The organism is Salinimicrobium tongyeongense (genome assembly GCF_026109735.1).
GTDB classification, from domain to species: Bacteria; Bacteroidota; Bacteroidia; order Flavobacteriales; family Flavobacteriaceae; genus Salinimicrobium; species Salinimicrobium tongyeongense.
The window spans coordinates 142,470-162,165 of sequence record NZ_CP069620.1 but is presented as its reverse complement, the minus strand read 5'-3'; the positions used below and the strand labels follow the sequence as shown (position 1 = coordinate 162,165).

Annotated in this window: 18 protein-coding genes; 9 read left to right on the top strand and 9 right to left on the bottom strand. The window is 43.8% G+C overall.

Annotated elements, in window-relative coordinates:
* The first annotated feature begins 16 nt into the window (after positions 1 to 16).
* On the top strand, positions 17 to 1,423 hold the full coding sequence (gene lpdA / locus JRG66_RS00675) for a dihydrolipoyl dehydrogenase (protein WP_265163810.1): 1,407 nt from the start codon (positions 17 to 19) through the stop codon (positions 1,421 to 1,423).
* 112 nt (positions 1,424 to 1,535) lie between these two features.
* Here the strand turns inward: lpdA and JRG66_RS00670 are convergent, their stop codons facing one another.
* Positions 1,536 to 2,291: an SDR family oxidoreductase gene (locus JRG66_RS00670; protein ID WP_265163809.1), complete on the bottom strand. Its 756-nt coding sequence runs from the start codon at positions 2,289 to 2,291 to the stop codon at positions 1,536 to 1,538.
* A gap of 279 nt (positions 2,292 to 2,570) precedes the next feature.
* Positions 2,571 to 2,726 carry a lmo0937 family membrane protein gene (locus JRG66_RS00665; protein ID WP_029035348.1) on the bottom strand — a complete coding sequence of 52 codons (156 nt, stop codon included), beginning with the start codon at positions 2,724 to 2,726 and terminating at the stop codon, positions 2,571 to 2,573.
* A 420-nt stretch (positions 2,727 to 3,146) separates the two neighbouring features.
* On the opposite strand from JRG66_RS00665, the gene JRG66_RS00660 reads away from it, so the two are divergent.
* From JRG66_RS00660 to JRG66_RS00640, 5 genes are all read left to right on the top strand, one after another.
* Positions 3,147 to 4,493, top strand: a complete 1,347-nt coding sequence (locus JRG66_RS00660; RefSeq protein WP_265163808.1) for an FAD-dependent oxidoreductase — start codon at positions 3,147 to 3,149, stop codon at positions 4,491 to 4,493.
* A 383-nt stretch (positions 4,494 to 4,876) separates the two neighbouring features.
* Positions 4,877 to 5,422, top strand: coding sequence for an RNA polymerase sigma factor (locus JRG66_RS00655; protein WP_265165474.1), 546 nt, complete (start codon positions 4,877 to 4,879; stop codon positions 5,420 to 5,422).
* A complete protein-coding gene (locus JRG66_RS00650; RefSeq protein WP_265163807.1) occupies positions 5,406 to 6,026 on the top strand; it encodes a hypothetical protein in 621 nt (206 codons plus the stop codon). The genes JRG66_RS00655 and JRG66_RS00650 overlap by 17 nt, the downstream gene beginning before the upstream one ends.
* Entirely contained in the window at positions 6,007 to 7,407 is a 1,401-nt protein-coding gene (locus JRG66_RS00645) for a YggN family protein (protein WP_265163806.1), read from the top strand. The genes JRG66_RS00650 and JRG66_RS00645 overlap by 20 nt, the downstream gene beginning before the upstream one ends.
* A 22-nt stretch (positions 7,408 to 7,429) precedes the next feature.
* Complete coding sequence (locus JRG66_RS00640) at positions 7,430 to 8,116, top strand: peptidoglycan DD-metalloendopeptidase family protein (protein ID WP_265163805.1); 687 nt, start codon at positions 7,430 to 7,432, stop codon at positions 8,114 to 8,116.
* 271 nt (positions 8,117 to 8,387) lie between these two features.
* Here JRG66_RS00640 and JRG66_RS00635 read toward each other — a convergent pair whose 3' ends face one another.
* The 7 genes from JRG66_RS00635 to galK form a co-directional block, all read right to left on the bottom strand.
* Complete coding sequence (locus tag JRG66_RS00635; RefSeq protein ID WP_265163804.1) at positions 8,388 to 8,972, bottom strand: DUF2911 domain-containing protein; 585 nt, start codon at positions 8,970 to 8,972, stop codon at positions 8,388 to 8,390.
* A gap of 171 nt (positions 8,973 to 9,143) precedes the next feature.
* A complete protein-coding gene (locus JRG66_RS00630) occupies positions 9,144 to 9,641 on the bottom strand; it encodes a DUF2383 domain-containing protein (RefSeq protein ID WP_265163803.1) in 498 nt (165 codons plus the stop codon).
* Positions 9,642 to 9,789: 148 nt separating this feature from the next.
* Positions 9,790 to 10,521, bottom strand: coding sequence for a VIT1/CCC1 transporter family protein (locus JRG66_RS00625; RefSeq protein WP_265163802.1), 732 nt, complete (start codon positions 10,519 to 10,521; stop codon positions 9,790 to 9,792).
* A gap of 18 nt (positions 10,522 to 10,539) precedes the next feature.
* Positions 10,540 to 11,070, bottom strand: a complete 531-nt coding sequence (locus tag JRG66_RS00620) for an iron transporter (RefSeq protein WP_265163801.1) — start codon at positions 11,068 to 11,070, stop codon at positions 10,540 to 10,542.
* 197 nt (positions 11,071 to 11,267) lie between these two features.
* Positions 11,268 to 11,786 carry a DUF4199 domain-containing protein gene (locus JRG66_RS00615; RefSeq protein WP_265163800.1) on the bottom strand — a complete coding sequence of 173 codons (519 nt, stop codon included), beginning with the start codon at positions 11,784 to 11,786 and terminating at the stop codon, positions 11,268 to 11,270.
* Between the two features lie 160 nt (positions 11,787 to 11,946).
* Positions 11,947 to 12,987 (bottom strand): UDP-glucose--hexose-1-phosphate uridylyltransferase, encoded by a 1,041-nt coding sequence (locus JRG66_RS00610; protein ID WP_265163799.1) that lies wholly within the window; start codon positions 12,985 to 12,987, stop codon positions 11,947 to 11,949.
* 5 nt (positions 12,988 to 12,992) lie between these two features.
* Positions 12,993 to 14,153 (bottom strand): galactokinase, encoded by a 1,161-nt coding sequence (galK, locus tag JRG66_RS00605; RefSeq protein WP_265163798.1) that lies wholly within the window; start codon positions 14,151 to 14,153, stop codon positions 12,993 to 12,995.
* A 102-nt stretch (positions 14,154 to 14,255) separates the two neighbouring features.
* On the opposite strand from galK, the gene JRG66_RS00600 reads away from it, so the two are divergent.
* The 3 genes from JRG66_RS00600 to JRG66_RS00590 all read left to right on the top strand — a co-directional run bounded on the left by JRG66_RS00600 (position 14,256) and on the right by JRG66_RS00590 (position 19,669).
* Positions 14,256 to 14,981, top strand: coding sequence for an NUDIX hydrolase (locus JRG66_RS00600; RefSeq protein ID WP_265163797.1), 726 nt, complete (start codon positions 14,256 to 14,258; stop codon positions 14,979 to 14,981).
* Positions 14,982 to 15,063: 82 nt separating this feature from the next.
* Positions 15,064 to 17,436, top strand: a complete 2,373-nt coding sequence (locus JRG66_RS00595; RefSeq protein ID WP_265163796.1) for a glycoside hydrolase family 2 TIM barrel-domain containing protein — start codon at positions 15,064 to 15,066, stop codon at positions 17,434 to 17,436.
* 10 nt (positions 17,437 to 17,446) lie between these two features.
* Positions 17,447 to 19,669 (top strand): alpha-L-fucosidase, encoded by a 2,223-nt coding sequence (locus JRG66_RS00590; protein WP_265163795.1) that lies wholly within the window; start codon positions 17,447 to 17,449, stop codon positions 19,667 to 19,669.
* The last annotated feature ends 27 nt before the right edge of the window (positions 19,670 to 19,696 follow it).

The window sequence follows — 19,696 nt, the reverse complement described above, 5'->3', positions numbered from 1 at the left end:
AACAAAAAACTTACTTATGAGCAAATATGATGTTGCTGTTATAGGTTCAGGCCCCGGAGGATATGTTGCTGCAATTCGCTGTGCACAACTGGGGATGAAAACCGCACTTATAGAAAAATATTCCAGTCTTGGTGGTACCTGTCTTAATGTGGGGTGTATTCCCAGCAAGGCGCTACTCGATTCTTCGCACCACTACGATGATGCCGTGAAGCATTTTGAAGAGCACGGCATTGAAATTCCGGGCGAGGTGAAAGTGAACCTCGAAAAAATGATCGAGAGAAAACGTTCTGTGGTGAGCCAGACTGTAGACGGAATTAAGTTTCTGATGAACAAGAACAACATCGATGTGTTTGAAGGTGTGGGTTCATTTAAGGATGAAACGCATATCAACATCAAAAAATCTGAGGGCGATACCCAAACTATTGAAGCAAAGAACAGCATTATTGCAACGGGGTCAAAACCCGCAAACCTGCCGTTCATTAAGCTCGATAAGGAGAGGATCATCACCTCGACTGAAGCTCTTGAGCTCAAAGAAATCCCCGATCACCTTATTGTGATTGGCGGTGGAGTGATAGGCCTGGAACTCGGGCAGGTATATATGAGGTTGGGCGCAAAAGTCTCTGTGGTGGAGTATATGGACAGTATTATTCCTACCATGGATGCAGCACTTGCCAAAGAATTGACCCGAAGCCTTAAGAAGCAGGGAATGAAATTCTACGTTTCGCACCAGGTAAATTCTGTAGAGCGCAACGGCGACGAGGTGGTGGTAAAAGCCAAAGACAAAAAAGATAAAGAAGTAGAATTTAAAGGAGATTACTGCCTGGTTTCTGTAGGTCGTAAACCTTATACTGAAGGCCTTAATGCAGAAGCTGCGGGGGTGAAGATTGACGAGCGCGGAAGGGTAGAGGTGAATGCCCAGTTGCAGACTTCAGCAAAAAATATTTACGCAATCGGAGATGTGATCAAAGGCCCAATGCTGGCGCACAAAGCTTCGGAAGAGGGAACTCTTGTTGCTGAAGTTATCGCCGGACAAAAGCCGCACATAGATTACAACTTAATTCCGGGTGTGGTTTATACTTGGCCTGAAGTTGCCGCCGTTGGGAAGACCGAAGAGCAGCTAAAAGAAGAAGGAGTTAAATATAAGGAAGGAAAATTCCCTATGCGTGCCCTGGGAAGATCAAGGGCCAGTGGAGATATTGACGGAATGGTAAAGATACTCTCCGATGAAGCTACAGATGAGGTGCTTGGCGTGCACATGATAGGTGCCCGTGTAGCCGATCTTATTGCTGAAGCCGTAACTGCAATGGAATTCCGTGCTTCGGCCGAAGATATTTCAAGGATGAGCCACGCCCACCCAACTTATGCTGAAGCCGTTAAGGAAGCTGCCCTTGCAGCTACCGATAACAGGCCAATCCACTCTTAGATCCAGCTTAAAATACATTCAAAATAATCTCTCAAAAATGCCATTTTTGGGAGATTATTTTTTTGATATGCTGTAGCTTCGTTTCTTTACTTCGAATTTCGCATATTTAACTTTAAAGTGCTTTCACACTCATTCCACCATCAGCAATAATATTTTGTCCGGTGATAAAAGAAGATTTGTCCATAGCCAAAAAAGCAATGACTGATGCTATTTCTTCTGGTTCTGCAATGCGGTGGAGCGGAGTGCGGCGCAAGATCATCTCTTTCCGCTCTCCCTGTAATACAGAATCAGTCAGTGGGGTGCGGGTGTACCAGGGAGAAACAGCATTAACCCGAATATGATCCCTTGCCCATTCTACTGCGAGGCTGCGGGTTTGCTGTAAAAGCCCGGCTTTGGCCATAGCGTAAGGCGTACCCGTGCCAACATCCTGAGTTGCGGCTGCCGAAGATACATTAATGATCTTTGCGTTCTTCGATTTTACCAGTTGCGGGTGTAACTCGCGCGCCAGGAGGAAGGGGGCTATCAGGTTGGTCTCAATTACCTGCTGGTGTTCTTCTTCAGAAATATCAGTAGCTTTTTTTCTGATATTGATCCCGGCATTGTTTACGAGAATAGTCACTGCCTTCCAGTTATTCGTTGTCCAGGTAACGATCTTTTGTCGGTCGGCAGCCTGGGTGACATCGGCAACTATTCCTTTTACAACATGTCCCTGTGCGGTAAGTTCATCTTCGGCCTTCAGGATATCATCTGCATTTCTGGCGGTGAAGAGCACTTCTGCCCCCAGCTTCAGAAATTCCTCAACAGTTGCCCTGCCAATTCCTTTTGAGCCTCCGGTAATTACGGCTGTTTGTCCTTTTAAGTTCCACATTTTTTAATTGTATATAAATTTTAATTGTATATAAAATATTGTTGTGTATAGTAATGGAGCTATTTCCTGCTGCTTAATATAGAGAAGACTACTATCTGCCAACAGCCAGTAATATTCATCGTCTATTATGACAAATTTCATACATCTAAAATCTTACTCCCAAAAACGGAGAGACCGCCTCAAATAAAGACAAGAAAATTTATTAACCATCTAAAATAGTTAATGCAGTATTCTTCTCAATATTTACCGGGGCGGCCTCTGGATTTTTACCTCTGGTATTTAAAGGCTTCTTCCTGTGAGCAGTTTGTATATGACCAGGATCACAGCGATCACGATCAAAATATGGATAATACTTCCAAGATCGGGGAAGGCGAAATAGCCTATTAACCATCCAATAATTAGTAAAACGATAATAAGCCAGACTAAATCTCTCATAATTGTTTGATTTGTGCTACCCGCTGGTAGCTGGTTAGTTATTAATGGTTATTCACCTAAAAATCTGCGGTAATAAATTGATTTCCATAGATTTTTTAATAAATGTACAAAAGCTTTTAATCTGCAAATCCTACTTTAACGGAGGTTTAACGGGAGTCGTGCTGTGGCAATTCAGGTTTTAATTACAGTTTTTCAAGGGGAAAGCATCAAGCTCACTTCCCTGCAAAAGCAGGAGCCGGGACTTTTTTCAACTAACCAATTCACTTTTTGGATGGAAAAGGCTAAAATTTCTTGAAGCTCATAGCAGGGGCAAAAAGGCCAAAGGCTTTTCTTAAATCCTGTGAATGGAATAACCAGATTTATCTCCAGGCTTAAATCCCGATCCCTGGTACTGTAAAAAATAGTATTTTCGCAGGTGACATGCAGCACTCAAAGAACATCGCCATAGTGGGTACCGGGCTGGTAGGCTCCTTACTTGCCCTACATCTTAGACAAAGAGGACATAAAATCACCGTTTTTGACAGGCGGCCCGATGTTCGAAAAGTAGAATTTTCTGGACGCTCTATCAACCTTGCCATGTCTAACCGCGGCTGGAAAGCCCTGCGGGAGGCCGGTATCGAGGAGGAGGTGCGCGAACTTGCAATTCCGCTGTATCAGAGGGCAATGCATGTAAATGACAGTCCGGTTTATTTTCAAAAGTACGGGCAGGAAGAGGAAGCCATTTATTCCATTTCCCGCGGCGTATTAAATCGGAAAATGATCGATCTTGCTGAAGCTGCGGGAGCCGAATTCAGATTTGAGGAAAAAGTATGGGATGTAGACCTTGCCGAAGCAAAACTTTATACCGGGGAATCTGAAAAAGGAAACTGGCAGGAGTACGATTTCGATCTCATTTTTGGGGCCGATGGTGCTTTCTCCCGCGTGCGCCATAAAATGCAGCGCCAAAGCAGGTTCAACTATTCCCAACATTTCGTAAATGTGGGTTACAAGGAGCTGCGTATTGCCGCAAACGCCGATGGTTCCCATAAGCTCGACAAAAATTCCTTTCATATCTGGCCTCGGGGCAGGTTCATGTTAATTGCCATGCCCAACCTCGACGGCAGTTTCACCTGCACACTGTTCCTGCCTTTTGAGGGCGAACATTCTTTTGAGACCCTTTCTTCCGAAGTAAAAGCCGAAAACTTTTTCAGTGAATTCTTTCCCGATATCAAAGATGAAATTTCCAACCTTACCAGCGATTTTTTCAAAAACCCCACCAGTGCGCTGGTGACCGTAAAATGTTATCCGTGGACGTATTTTGACAAGATTGCGCTGGTTGGCGATGCCGCCCACGCCATTGTGCCTTTTTACGGGCAGGGCATGAACGCCGGTTTTGAAGATATATCAGAATTAAGTAGGTTAGAAAACGAGTTTGGAGACGACTGGGAGCAGATATTCGCACACTACCAGGCCCTTAGAAAACCCAATGCCGATGCTATTGCTGAACTCAGTTACCGCAATTTCATGGAAATGAGTAGCAAAACAGCCGATCAAAAATTTCTTCTTCGGAAGAAGATCGAAAAGCATTTTGCTGAAAAACATCCTGAAGCCTGGGTTCCCGTCTATTCACGCGTAACTTTTTCTGAAGCGCCCTATGCTGAAGCCCTTGAACTGGGCGACAAACAAGCTGCGATAATGGATAAGGTAATGCAACTTCCAGAAATTGAAGAAAAATGGAATTCCCCTGAAGTAGAGCAGGAGATCCTGAAGTTGCTAAGTGGAAGTTAGAAGTACGAAGTAGATGAAGAGTGGGAAATTAGAAGATTGGTAAATATGAGAGACTACGCACCCCGCAACTCATAACTAAAACCCCAAGCCGCAACCCGTAGTCCTTCCGCAGAATTTCCTCCCAAAAATGCCATTTTAGGCACCTCTTATCAAACCCGGGCGATCGACAGTTTTTCTAATGAGGAAGAGATTTTTCAGTCGTAAAAAGTTCTTTCAGAACTGAGCAGATTGCCCGTTAAACCCGCACCACTTCCGCAGAATTTCCTCTCATAAATGCCATTTTTCGAAGGTATTCAGAAAAAAATCTACTTTTAGTGGAAATTTTGCAACGCGACATAATTCCTGTCGTCTTTAAAGTGAAACCCAACCAAACTGAAGTTATTTTGATACAACATCAATTAATAGAGGCTTGCAAACAGAATGACCGCAGGGCCCAGCTCAAGCTTTACAACAAGTATTGCGACGGCATGTACTATGTGGCCCTGAGGTTTATAAATGACCCGTTTGAAGCTGAAGATGCCATGCAGGAGGCTTTTATCAAAGCTTTTCAGAAACTGGCGCAATTCACCGGCGACGTGTCATTTGGAGCCTGGCTTAAACGTATCGTGATCAATAAATGTCTCGATAAATTAAAAGCCCGAAAATTGGAAATGGTAGCAATTAATGAACAGGTGTTGGGGACGGTAGAAGAGGAGGAGAACTGGAATGTTGACGATCATGTGGGGATTGATGAGGTGAAAGCGAGCATGCAGCAACTGCCCGAAAAGTACAGGTATCCGTTGATGTTGTACCTGCTTGAAGGTTATGATCATCAGGAAATAGCAGAAATACTCGACATTTCCCAGGTGGCTTCCAGAACCCTTGTTCACCGTGGAAAAAAGAAATTACAGGACGAATTAAAAGAAAAAAGATATGGCACAGGATATTAGAAAGATGTTGCAGGAAGACAAATCGTTGCTTTCTAAACCCCCAAAAGGACATCTCAATAGATTTGAAGCGAGACTGGAAGCCCAGTTTCCGCAGGAGAAAAAGGAAAGTTCATCTCCAAACAGGAGTTTTTACTTTCTCAAAATAGCGGCCGTGCTGGTGGTTGCCCTGGGGATAGGTTTTTTCTTCCTTAACAAGCACGAAACTTTTAGCGGGAATGAGATTACCAATGCACCCGAAGTTATAGAACAGGAAAAAGAAGAGGAAATTTCGGTGACCAAAGAATATCAGCTTAGTGATGAGTCTCCCGAGTTCAGGAAGATCGAAAACTTTTACCTGGCGAGCCTCAATATTGAGCTGGCAAAGCTGGAAGTCAATGATTCCAATAAAGCCCTGGTAGATTCTTTTATGAAGCAACTGGCAGGACTTGACCAGGAATACAAAAAATTAAATGCCGAAATCAGTGAAACCGGCCTTACCGAAAGCAGTGTCGAGGCTTTGATCTCTAACCTGCAGCTTAGGCTTGAGCTGTTGTATAAACTGAAGAACAAAATTAAAGATATCAATCAATCAAAAATGCAGAAAAATGAAAACCATAAAGCTTAAAACGGCAATAATTGCGCTGCTCTGTGCCACCACTGGCCTGGCGCAAACGAGTAAATTCAATAAAACTTTTAAGACCAATAAAGATGTAACGCTTAATATTAATGCGCGCCACACACAGATTGATGTTGAGTATTGGGACAAAAATGAAGTGCAGGTCTCTGCCTTTGTTGAAGGCGGCAGTGAAAAGCAGGATAAGAACCTTGAAAGCTGGCGCTTTGATGTTGATGCATCGGCTTCGGAAGTGAAGATACATTCTGAAGCTGCTCCCGGCGGCCCCGGCGATTTTAATATGGCTGCCATGCAGGCACCTCTTGCAAAATTGCCCGAGATGATTGCCCCGCTTACCGAAATGATGGGGCCCATGCTGGAGAATCTCATGGCACATCCGCCGCTTCCGCCAGAATTTTATGCGAGTGTGGGAAAGATAGATTTTGATTACGAGCAGTATCAAAAAGATGGCGAAAAATACATGGAGAAGTTCGAAAAGCAGATGGAAAAGAACTTTGGGAAAGACTTTGAAAAAGCCATGGAAGAATGGGCGCAGAAAATGGAGAAAGATTCTGTACTCTGGAAAAAACACGAAATGAAAATGCAGGCCTGGAGCAAAGATTTTGAGAAAGAGATGGAAGCCTGGGGAAAGAGCTTTGAAAGAGATATGGAAAAGTGGGGCGAAAGTTTTGGCAAGGAAATGGAAGCCTGGGCAGCCAATATAGAGAAAGAAGCCCGAAGCCAGAAAGAAAAATCGGGGTCTAACGTCATTGTGCTCAGGGATCATAATTCGGCAAAAAAGGTTTTGAAAGTGAAAATGCCGAAGTCGGGACAGCTTAAGCTGAAGGTTCGTCATGGGGAAGTAAGTCTTTCCGGAACAACAAATAACCTGAGAGGAGAAGTTTCGCATTCCAGGTTCAATGCTGCAGAAATAGCAGGGAAAAACACCAACTTCAGGGTAGCCTATACTCCCGTGCTTATAAAGAACTGGAAATACGGAGTACTCAATGCGGCCTATGTGCAGGATCTTAAAATTGAAAAAGCCCAGAGCCTTAAGCTCGATTCAAATTCCAGTAGCGTATATCTCAAAGAACTGGGCGAGACAGGTATACTTTCAGGCACCTTTGGGGAATTAAAGATTGATAAGGTTGCCCCCGGGTTTAAAAGTCTGGACATTACTTTGGAGAATTCAGACCTTATCCTCGATCTGCCCGAGTCTGCCTTCAATTTTACCTATAACGGCACTAACAGCGCAGTAAAATATCCAAAAGGCCTAAAACTTACATCGAGTAACTCTTACGACAATCAAAAGCTGAAGGGCTATAATGGCAGTCAAAATGCAGGGGCGGCAATAAATATCTATGCAAAATTTAGCGATGTTGCCTTGAAGTAATTTATTTTTGGCAAAAAATACCATGCCTAAACCTCATTTTTTACCCGGTCTCACTACAGGCTTCACCCCTGTAATTGATGCCGGTTTTTCTTCGGAAGATTACCAGCACATTGATCTTTCTGTGCATAATCCTGAATTGTCGCAGGCGCAATTAGACACCCCGGAGGCTTTACAGGATTTTCTAAATGAATTTCTTCGGAAGAAAGGCGGGAAAGTAGCCTGGGGCGGCTATAACGAGCACCGGGCCCTCTATAAACGAAGCGGTTTGTTCTCTTCGGCTGAAGATGAGGAGTTAATAAGGAACAGGCATATTGGAGTAGATATTTGGGTGCAGGCAGGAACGAGGGTGCTGGCAGTGCTCGATGGGAAAATACACAGCTTTCAAAACAACGATAATTTTGGAGATTACGGTCCCACCATTATTCTTGAACACGAAACTGAAGGAGAGGTCTTTTACAGTCTTTATGGTCACCTTCAAAAAAGCTCTTTAGAAGGATTGGCGGTAGGTCAAAAAGTGAGACGGGGGGAGGCAATAGCCGCTGTGGGGAATACTTCTGAAAATGGGAATTACGCAGCCCACCTCCATTTTCAGCTCATACTTGATATGCAGGAAAAATCTGGAGATTATCCCGGGGTTGCCAGTAAAAAAGATTTGCAGTTTTTCCTCAACAACTGCCCCGATCCAGATTTGCTGCTGAAGATAAGTTAACTGGTGTCAGGAAGAGGATAAACTGGAATAGCATTTCTTGTATTTTTAGAAATTCCTCAGCATCTCCTGTACCTACGGCACAGTAACATCTTTATTTTTTTACCCATATTCGATCCCTCCGGGATCTTGAAATGTTTCCTGTCCCGTTAGGGACAATATATAGGTAGAAGAACAAAAGGGAAATTGATCCGTGCCTTTAGGTACGGCATATATCTGGCGGACATTAAAGAGGTTAACTTAAGGCCGGGTACAGGCCTCCAAAAATGTCATTTTAGAAGCCTTTTATCCTTTCCAGGGTTTCCGGGTCTCTTATGGGAATTCGGATGAGGGTTTTATCCCACGCCAGATTGAGATTGATGAATTCCCGTTCTTCTTCAAAAATAATGCTGAATTGTTCTACAGTAGTTTTGAGCCTTCGCACCGGAACTTCAATGGTAAGCACGTCATACTCAGGAATTCGGGAAGGAACCTTATCTGCAGTGATGCCCCAGGGATACATTTCAGAATTAAAAATTACTTTCCAGGAATCTCTGCTCGGGATCGTCCATAACGTGTAGGTGCCAGCCCGCAGCGGGGAGCCATCTATGAGTACATCTTTTGTGGTGGTAAAGGTAGTAGCTTCGTTTGCCCCTGTTCGCCAGACTTCATTATAAGGCACCAGTCCTCCAAAGATTTCCCTGCCCTTCTTGTAAGGCCGGTTGTAAAAAACCTCGAGCTGTAAATCGCCGCTGCTAAACTCTACCGTATCTTCTGGACTAAAAGACTTAGTGTTATTCTTGTAAATTATGTAGGTGAGCATTACCACCCCAAGAACAATAAAAAGTCCCAGGACACCCTTTTTAATCGTACTTCGCATGAATTAAAGATAGCTAAATGCAATTGATCACAAAAAATTAAGGCTGAGCAAAACCTTTAAATTCGTTTGGAATTATTTCTGAAAATCATAACCTGGTCTTCAGAAATAAGATCAAAGTGACGCTTCTAAAAGTTTTACTACAGCCTTTAAATTACGAGTTGAAAATCTGTGTTATACTGCCTTCAGCTTGCGAACCCGTGGCTGGTTGGAAGGGTCTAAGGCTTCTTCGCCAGATTCATATTTAAGGCATTTCTGAACAGCATTTTCAATAGTTTCTTTTTGCTTTTTTAGGAGTTTGAGAATTTCTTTGGGCAATGCTTTTTGTTCCAGCAATTCCGAATAAAGTTCCAGGTTTTCCTGATCCTTTTTTCTGCATTTTTTCAGCAGCTTTAAAGGCCTGGCCTTGACCAGGGCTTTTCTCTCTTCCCGCCAGTCGCGATCTAGATTTCCTTTTTGCACCCAGTCCCTGGCAGGTTCAATGCCGACCTGTACCAGTTGCTCTGAGATTTCGTAACTAAAGCGATTTCTGTTTACAGTCTCGTGGTTGAAAAATCGCTTCAACTCCACTTGCTGTACATCCTCGCTTGCGTTGTAATAAATACGCTCTGCTTCAAAACTCTCTGTAAGCAGCCAGTTCAACTTCTTAAATTTAGAGTAACGATTTTCCATAGTCATCAATTTTATATGTTCGAAGATAACTACAGAAACGGATTATGATCTGCCAATCAATTGTTAAATCACTGATTTTTAATAGAATATTCAGTAAAATTTAAGAATAAGAAATAGCTTGTTAAGAAATTTACAGGCCTAGAAATTGTTACAGGTTTACGAACATTTTCTCCAGCACATCCCCTACAAAATAAGCAAGAAATGCGGCAATACCTCCAAGAAAGAGGGTTTCTAAAATGCCAAAAAAGAGGTTCTTTTCGGTCACAATACTTTTTAAACTGCCCACTATGGCAAGGGCTACGCCTGTAAGGATACAGGAGTAGAGAAAAAGCTCCTGGGTGTTGGCAGGCCCTGTGCCTGCAAAGAAGTATGAAAGCAGCGGTACAGACCCTACAGTCACAAAGCTGAAAAAGGTCATGCCGGCAGTGCTATAAGCAGTCTTATCGCTTTTCACCATTTCCAGTTCTTCTTTCATCATGGTATCTACCCACACTTCTTTATTGGAAGTGATAACCTCCACAACCTGCTCTAGCAGCTCTCCTTTAAAGCCTTTTGCAGCATATATCTCCCTAATTTCCTGTACTTCCTTATCGTGAAGGTTTTCCACTTCCCAGTACTCCACCTGCCTGTGTCGTTCAAAGCTGTCTCTTTCGGCCTTGGTTGAAAAGAAATTGCCCACGCTCATGGAAAAGCCGTCGGCAATGAGATTGGCCAGTCCTAAGATCACTACAACCTGAATTCCCAGGCCGGCTCCCTCGGCCCCTGCCACAACGGCAAAGGTGGTAATGGCTCCATCTATGCCACCGTAGACGAATTCTGAAATGTAATCTTTATTGAAAAAGAGGATTTTTTGACGCGAATGGAGCTGCTTTTCCTGCATGGAGACTAGGTCTAGAAATTATTCGGGGCCATGGGGTTCCCTTCCCGTTTCCATTGCTATCTCGATCTCTACCCGTACATCTTTTTCATAACGTTTCCCTTTGATTTCATCATGCCTGTGGAATTCGGGGGCGGGGATTTCAAGCTGAACCCTGTATTTTCCTTCCTTCGGAATCCTGAAAAATGCCCCGTAGTGCAACAGGAACGGGTGCCACAAAAGGGGAAAATCGGTTTCAATAATTTGATTTCCGTTGGTGTCAAGCACTTTTCCGCTAATCTTTAATCCGGGAATGAACCGCTTGTCCTGTTTGTCGCGCACCACAATTTCAAGGTGGGTATTAAAGCCTTCTTTTGGGGTATTCCATTTTAATGTTCCGTCCTGCAGCTGGTAGGTGCCCTCGGCTTCTTCCGAAGCAAGGCTGATAATGTAGTCACCGGCCTCTTTTTCGGCGTGGTTGTCCATCTCCTTCATATAATCCAGCGCTGCAGAATACGCCCTGCCCTGGTCTTCGGCCACTTTGATCTTTTTCTCGTTGTCTTCAATTTCCATTGGCTACTTTTTAAGTTGGTTCCATGAAGTTAAGCAGCAGCTGTATTTTTTCCTGCCAATGTCCTGTTAAAAAGGATTCTAAAAATGGCATTTTTGAGAACCTTCCGAAGAAAATTTTAGAGGAAAAACTGGAGGAGTTTAATTAAATCGGTCGTAATTTTTTCTTCGGAAGAAAGCCTGCTGCATAGAAAACCCTCTTATCTGTATGGGGTGGTTCCCTTAACCTGATGCGGATTGGGAACTTTGCGCCGAAGGATGAGTGCTGCGATGGCTGCCGTGATCAAACCGGTAATTGCCGCCCAAACCATGCTTTGAATGATGTAGTTTCGAGGGTTGAAGTAGGCCTCGGCTTCTTTACGGGTCATTTCTCCGGTTTCTACAGAATATTCGGTGATATTGCTGAAGTAATCGGGCGTGATAAGTCCGCTTATCAGAAGTTGCACAAAAGGGGAGAGGATTACTATGCCAAGGGTTAAAATGGCGCCCGATTTAAAGCCTTCCTGCCAGTTCATAAAACCCCTGTAGTAATTTTTCCTTTTGTCGTAGAGGGCGAGCATGTAGATACCAATGGCCACTATGGCAAAAAAGCTGGTGTAAAAGGAATGTTCGGCTATGTATTCGTCGTGCAGGCCAAAGAGTTTTTCTCCCAGCATCCAGAGGATCATAGCGATAGAAAAGATGACCGCCCATTTGATTTCAATGCGATATTTGCTCATATTGGTATAATTAGTTTTATAAAACTAACAAAAAAAGCAGTAGTATGAGGACTAAATGAAAAAGGCTGCCTTTTCAGGCAGCCTCGAATTTTTTTATAAAACTTCAGAAATTAGAGGAATGGAGCTGGAGAGACTTTCAAAAAATGGCATTTTTGGCACCTTATTCCTGCGTGTAATGCTGGGCCGGGAGTTCCCGAAGGGTTGCTGCGGCCTGTTCTGCCGTGATGTCCCTTTGTGGGCCGGCAAACATTTCATAACCCACCATGAATTTTTTCACCGTCTTTGATCTTAACAGCGGGGGATAAAAAGACATGTGAAAATGCCATTCGGGAAAATCCTGACCATTGGTTGGTTGCTGATGAATTCCGGAAGAGTAGGGGAAAGAGGTTTGAAACAGGTTGTCGTATTTTATAGTGAGCTGCTTCAGGATCCCGGCATAAGCATTTTCCTCTTCCGAAGAAAGCTGACCAATATGTTGCATTTGCCGCCGCGGGATGATCATGGTTTCGTAAGGCCAGATGGCCCAATAAGGCACCAGGGCAACAAAATGCTCATTTTTGAGCACAATTCTTTCTTCTGATTTTAGTTCCTGCTCAAGGTAATCTCCCAAGAGGCTTCTCTTATTGCGTTCCCAGTACTTTTTCTGATGTTCGGTCTTTTTCTGAACTTCAACCGGAACTGACAGCTGCGCCCAAATTTGCCCGTGCGGGTGCGGATTACTGCAACCCATCATATCGCCCTTATTTTCAAAGATCATCACGTGATTGATGTCTTCGCGGCTACCAAGACTGGCATATTCTTCTTTCCATTTCCGTATTACCTTCACAATATCACTGGTATTCATCACCGGCAGGGTAAGGGAATGATCGGGTGAAAAACAAACTACCCGGCAAATCCCTGTTTCGGCACTGGCTTTGAGCAGGCCGTCTTCAAATTCTTCTTTTGGACCCTCGGGCAGCAGTGCCGAAAAATCATTTCTGAAAGTGTAAGGGTTGGTATAATTGGGATTGGTGTCTCCGCTGGCCCTTTTGTTTCCCGGGCATAAAAAGCAGTCGGCGTCATAAGAAGGCCTTTTTTCTTCGGCCACTTTTTCAAGTCGGCCCTGCCAGGGCCTCTTTGTGCGGTGGGGCGACACCAGGATCCATTCTCCGGTTAAAATATTGAATCTTTTGTGAGGATGGGTGTTGAAATCTTCAGACATGGATATTAATTTTTTTTCAGGTAAGTTCCCTGTTCCGGGGAAACGACTATAGCTTCAGGAGTAATACCAAATTCCTTTTGATAGGCTTCCGAAGCAATTTTTATAAACTCATCTAGGGCGTTCTCTTCGATCAAATTGATGGTACAGCCACCAAAGCCGCCGCCCATCATCCGGGCACCTTTTACCGGCGAATACTCTGTGGTGAGCTCTACCAGAAAATCGAGTTCCTTACAGCTCACCTGGTATTCGTCGCGCAATCCTTTGTGAGAATCATACATGAGCAGGCCAAACTGCTCCAGGTCTTTCTGTTTTATGGCTTCTACGGCTTTAAGCACGCGGTCATTTTCTGATACCACATAATGCGCCCGCCTGTAAAGCTGTTCGGGAAGGCTGTCTTTAACTTCGTATAGGCGTTCCAGGTTAACATCTCTCAGGGATTTAACTTCTGGGTAAGCCACACTTATAAGTTTTACTGCTTCTTCACATTCCTTTCTACGGGTATTGTACTCGCTCGAGGCCAGGCTGTGTGAAACACCGGTGTTTAAGAGCAGCAGCTTGTAACCTTCAAGATCGGCCGGAATGTATGTGGCTTCCAGGTTGCGGCAGTCGAGTAAAATGAGGTGCCCTTCTTTGCTGAGAATAGAGGCATATTGATCCATGATCCCGCATTTAGTGCCCACGTAGTTGTGTTCGGCATTCCTGGAAAGTTCGGCTATGGCCTGCCGGGAAAGGTCAAGGTGAAAAAGTTCGTTGAGGCCAAAAGCAGTCCCGCACTCCAGGGCAGCCGAAGAGCTTATGCCGGCACCCACGGGCAGGTCGCTTTCAATGATACAGTCAAAACCTTCGGGATATTCCCCCAGCTTCTGGATCTCGTTGACCACTCCTAAAATGTAATTCTCCCAGTCTACATCGCTCCTGGAGATCTTCCGAAGATCAAAGCTGAAAGATTTATGATAGGTCTTGCTGTAAACGCTGCAGGTGTAAGGCGTGTTGTTGGCCCTAAAATGCAACTTGATGGTCTTATCTATTGCTGTGGGCAGTACAAACCCGTTGTTGTAATCTGTATGTTCCCCAATAAGGTTGATCCTGCCCGGGGCATACACCGTGAAGTCTTTTTGAAAATTCCTGAAAGTTTCCGGTACGTTTTCTTCCGTGATGTTTTTCATCAATGCTGAATTTGATTTCCTCAAAGTTAATAAATGTATATCGTACAATCATTTTTTAATCCAGAAAAAAATGGTTTTTTTGTAGTAAGTAATATCACATTAATGTACGAAGAAAAAGAGGGCCTGCCGGCTGTTACCAGGAAATTCTATGAGCAGGGTGAGAAGATGCTCGTGGCTACAGACTGTATTATCTTTGGGTTTGATGCCGGAAGTCTAAAACTTTTACTTTTCAAAAGAAGGGTTTCTCCCCTGGAAGGGCAGTGGTCGCTTATAGGCAGTTTTGTAAAGCTTGACGAAGATGTTTCGGCTGCGGCCGAACGGGTGCTTGAAGAGATCACCGGACTTAAAGACGTTTACATGGAAGAGCTTAAGGTGTATGGCGCTGTAGACAGAGATCCCGGCTTCAGGTGCATTTCGGTGGGGCAATATGCGCTCATCAGGCTTAATGAGTACGACAAGAAGCTGGTAGAGCAGCATGGCGCGGTGTGGCATGATGTGAAAGATCTGCCTGCGCTGGTACTCGATCATGAGCAAATGGTCAATGATGCTCTCGAAAAACTCAAATTCAAGGCCAGGTACCAGCCTTTGGGCATTGAATTACTACCCGAAAAATTTACAATCCCGCAACTTCAAAGCGTGTATGAGGCGATATTTCAGCGGGAACTCGATACGCGAAATTTCCGCAAAAAAGTTTTCTCCCATAATGTGCTCGTAAAACTTGACGAAAAAGATAAATCTTCCTCAAAACGCGGTGCATTTCTCTACAAATTTGACCATAAACGCTACAGCGACCTCCTAAAAGGCGGAAGCGACTTCGGCGTGCTATAGGAAATTCTTCAGAAGAAAATTTTTCTAAAAAGTCTTTTTAGTTTCAGAAATAATGGTAATATTTACATTTATAAACTGCTGTATGAAACAACAGTTAAAAACTATCATTTTAGTCTGTTTATCCCTTACTTTTTTTGGTTGCGAGTCCCTACCTCCTTCCAAAAAAGTGGGGGCACAGCAGAAGCTTCCCCGCCAGGTCATCAACTTCAACAACAACTGGCAGTTTTACCGTGAAGATCCATCGGCATTAACAGAAAGAACCGTAGAAGATGTTTTTTTGCCACATTCTGTAAAGATCGAACCTTTGCTGGTAAACAACCAGTGGCAGGGAAAATCGGTTTACATCAAAGAATTTCCCGTTGAAAAGGCCAAAAATGAAAAGTGGTTTTTCCATTTTGAAGGCGTTATGCAGGAGGCGCACGTGAGCATCAACGACTCTCTGGTAAAGACGCACAAAGGCGGATATTTGCCTTTTACTGTCGACGTAACGCCTTTTTTGAAGAATAATGCTCAAAATAGCATTAAAGTTGAGGTAATAAATCTTGATGACGCCACCATCCCACCCGGAAAACCGCTTGCCGACCTCGATTTTAACCTTTATGGGGGTATTTACCGCAACGTGCAGCTCATAAAGACCAATCCGGTACATATTTCAGATCCGGTTCATGCAAAAGAGGTAAATGGCGGCGGAATTTTAGTGCATTTCGACAGTATTTCTGCTGAAAAAGCTTCCGGATTTGTAAAAGTGCATGTTGTCAATGATGCTGAAGCTGAAAAAGAGCTGAGGATTCGTGCCACTTTAACTTCGGAAGAAGGCGAAAAAATGACATTTTTGACACCTCAGAAAAAACTGGTTTCCGGCGGAGATGGACATTTTACCGCTGAAGTTTCCGTAGAAAATCCGGAGCTGTGGAGCCCGTCCCAGCCTAATTTGTACGAGCTTGAAATTGAAGTGCTTGAAGATGAAAAGGTTATAGACCGACAAAGCATCACCACCGGAATAAGGAAAATTGAACTCACCGGAAATGCATTTTATCTCAACGGCCAGGAATTGTTCATCAATGGTACCAACCGCCACCAGGAATATCCTTATGTGGGCTATGCCATTTCAAATGAAGCCAATTACCGCGATGCCTATAAAATTAAACAGGCAGGTTTTAATTTTGTGCGGCTTTCACATTATCCACATTCCACTGCCTTTTTAAAGGCCTGTGATGAGCTGGGCTTGCTGGTAATGAACGCCATTCCCGGCTGGCAGTTTTATGAAGAAGGGGAATTTGTTGAAAATGCGCTGCAGGATATTAAAGATATGGCACGCCGTGACCGCAATCATCCAAGTGTGGTTTTTTGGGAGAATTCCCTCAATGAATCGGGGATGACCGAAGCTTTTATGCTGAAAGCCAATCAGGTTTTAAAAGCCGAACTGCCTTACGAAAATACATTTAGCGCTGGCTGGATAGACCACCCGGCTTACGAGCTTTTTATTCCTGCACGGCAACATGCGCAGCCTCCTACTTATTGGAATGACTATAACAAACCCAACCGACCTGTTTTAATAGCTGAATATGGTGACTGGGAATATTATGCGCAAAATGCCGGATTTAACCAGAAGGCATTTGGCGACCTGAAGGAAGAGGAGCGAACCAGCAGGCAATTAAGATCTGCCGGTGAAAAAAGGCTTTTGCAGCAGGCATTGAATTTTCAGGAAGCCACAAATTCCAACCTGAAGGGCGAACAGACCATTGGAATGTCAAACTGGTTGATGTTCGATTATAACCGCGGATATGCCAATGACCTTGAAGCTTCAGGGATTTCAGATATTTTCAGGATTCCGAAGTTCAGTTACTATTTTTATAAGAGTCAGAAGCCGCCATATCAGGGAAATTTTTCAGAACCTATGGTTTACATAGCGAACTACTGGCAGCCCGGTTCCACTACAGATGTTACCGTGTACAGCAATACCGAAGAAGTGGAGCTTTACCTAAACGGAAATTTGATCGAAAAAAAGAAGCCGGTTCGCACTGAATTTTCGGATGAACTGTGGTACCCGCCTTTTACATTTTCAATTCCTGAATATGTTCCGGGGGAAATAAAATCAGTTGGATTTATTGACGGGAAAGAAGTTGCCAGCCATGTGGTGCGCACGCCGGGAGAGGTGTCAAAAATGGCACTTTCAGCAGATATTTCAGGAAAGGAGATTGCCAGGGAAACTTCAGATGTGGTTTTTATCTACGCAAAACTCCTGGATGAAAACGGAACCCTGGTTCACAATGCCACTTTACCGGTGACCTTTAAAATCTCTTCCGGAGAAAATGCCGAACTCATTGGCGAAAACCCCGTAAAAGCTGAAGCAGGAATTGCCACGATCCTTTTAAGAACAAAAGAATTAAAAGCTCCTGTAAGCATTGAAGCTACGGCTCCGGGAATATCCCGAAGCAATATTAATCTCCAATAGCCCCTGATTCATGAATACCTTTTTTAAAATCTCTCTTTTTTTAAACCTTTTTATTGTACCCGCACTTTCTCTCCAGGCGCAGGAAGGCCTGCAGATGCCGGTAGCCAATACTGTTAAAATTGAACCTGAAGACTCAAAAGAAGAAATCATTTTAAAGGCCGCCCACATAGTACCTGGTGATAATCAACTGCAAGCTTTAAAAGACGGTTTTATTGCCTTTGTTCATTTAGGCCCCAATACCTTCACAAAAATGGAGTGGGGGACAGGAAAAGAAGATCCGCAGGTATTCGAACTTCAAAACCTGGATACAGATCAATGGTGTAAGGCCATGAAAGAAGCCGGAATGACAAAAGTGATTCTTACCGCCAAGCATCATGACGGCTTTGTGCTGTGGCAAAGCAGGTACACAGATCACGGAATAATGTCTTCTCCTTTTAAGGCGGGAAAAGGGGATATTATGAAAGAACTTTCCGAGTCCTGTAAAAAGTATGGGTTAAAACTGGGAGTTTATCTTTCCCCGGCCGATCTCTATCAAATAGAAAATCCAGAGGGCTTATACGGGAATTTGAGCAATGCCACCAAGAGAACGATTCCGCGGAAAGTTCCCGGGAGGCCTTTTAAAAATAAAACAACTTTCGAATTTGAGGTGGATGACTACAACGAGTATTTTTTAAACCAGTTATTCGAGTTGCTCACCGAATATGGTCCGGTTCACGAGGTATGGTTTGATGGCGCGCATCCCAAGAGAAAAGGCGGTCAAACTTATAACTACACAGCCTGGAAAGAATTGATAAGAACTTTGGCTCCGCAGGCAGTTATTTTTGGGAAAGAAGATATTCGCTGGGCAGGAAATGAATCTGGAGCCACCCGCAATACCGAATGGAATGTGATTCCCTATGAGGGAAATCCCGATACCATGAACATTTTTGGTGATATTACGGGAGATAGTATTGGGCAAAGGGAAAAATTATATGAGGCCGGGTATTTACATTATCAACCCGCAGAAGTAAATACCTCCATTCGGGAAGGCTGGTTCTATCGGGATGAGGAGTCCCAAAAAGTGAGAAATGCCGATGATGTTTTTGATATCTATGAAAGGGCCGTAGGTGGTAATGCAATTTTTCTGCTGAATATTCCTCCCAACCGCAAAGGTAGGTTTTCTGAAGAGGATGTCTCTGTATTAAAAGAAGTGGGGGAGCGGATTAAAAAAACCTACGGAAACGATCACTTTGCAGCTACAGATCTACCTGAAATTTTAAAAGATGAAAAACTCCAGACTTTTGTGCTTTTGGAAGAGGAGCCGAAGGCGATAACAATTACCGCACAAAAACCCATTACGATTAACCGTCTCAAAATCCAGGAAGCGGTCGCAAGTCATGGAGAAAGAATTGAAGCTCACCAACTGGAAGCTTTTGTGGATGGCACCTGGGAAGTCATTTCTAAAGGCACCAACGTAGGTTTTAATCGCATTTTAAGATTTCCTGAGGTTACTGCAAAAGAATTCAGACTATTAATTACCCGGTCACGTGCTACTCCCGCAGTCGCTAAGATTTCGGCTCATTATTATGCTGAAAGACCGCCTCAAATCGAAATGACCAGGAATACTGACGGACTGGTGACACTGGAACCTAAAAAGGATGAATTCACCTGGAAAAGAGATCCGCTCCCGCAAAACTTTGATGAGGAGATCGAAATCGAATATTGGATAGAAGGTAAGGATTTAAAAAAGAAATACGAGGCACCTTTTATGCTGAATCAAGGAACATTAAAGGCAGTGGCTGTAAAAAATGGTGTTAAGGGTGCCGAATCCTCTAAAACCTTCGGGTTACTTAAAAATGACTGGAAGATTATTGCCGACAGTTCCAGGGAGGAAAATCTTCCTGAACTGGCTATTGATGCAGACCCCGATACTTACTGGGTTTCGGGATCTAAAGGAAAGCCTCATTATCTGGAAATTGATCTGGGAGCAGAAGTAGAGATCTCGGCCTTTGGATACACTCCCGAGACTTCAGAAAAAACAGACCTTATAGAAAGCGGAATTATTAAGATCAGCGAGGATGGAAAGAACTGGAAATTGATAGACGTCTTTAATTTTGGCAATCTAATTAATGATCCTACTCCGCGGGTCCATCAGTTAAAACGCAGTTATCAAACCCGATATGTTCGAATAGAAGCAATAACTATTGCAGGGCAGGGAAATTCGGCTTCGGCGGCAGAGATTGATTTTTACTGAACCGTTAGCCGTTCCATAATTAACTAC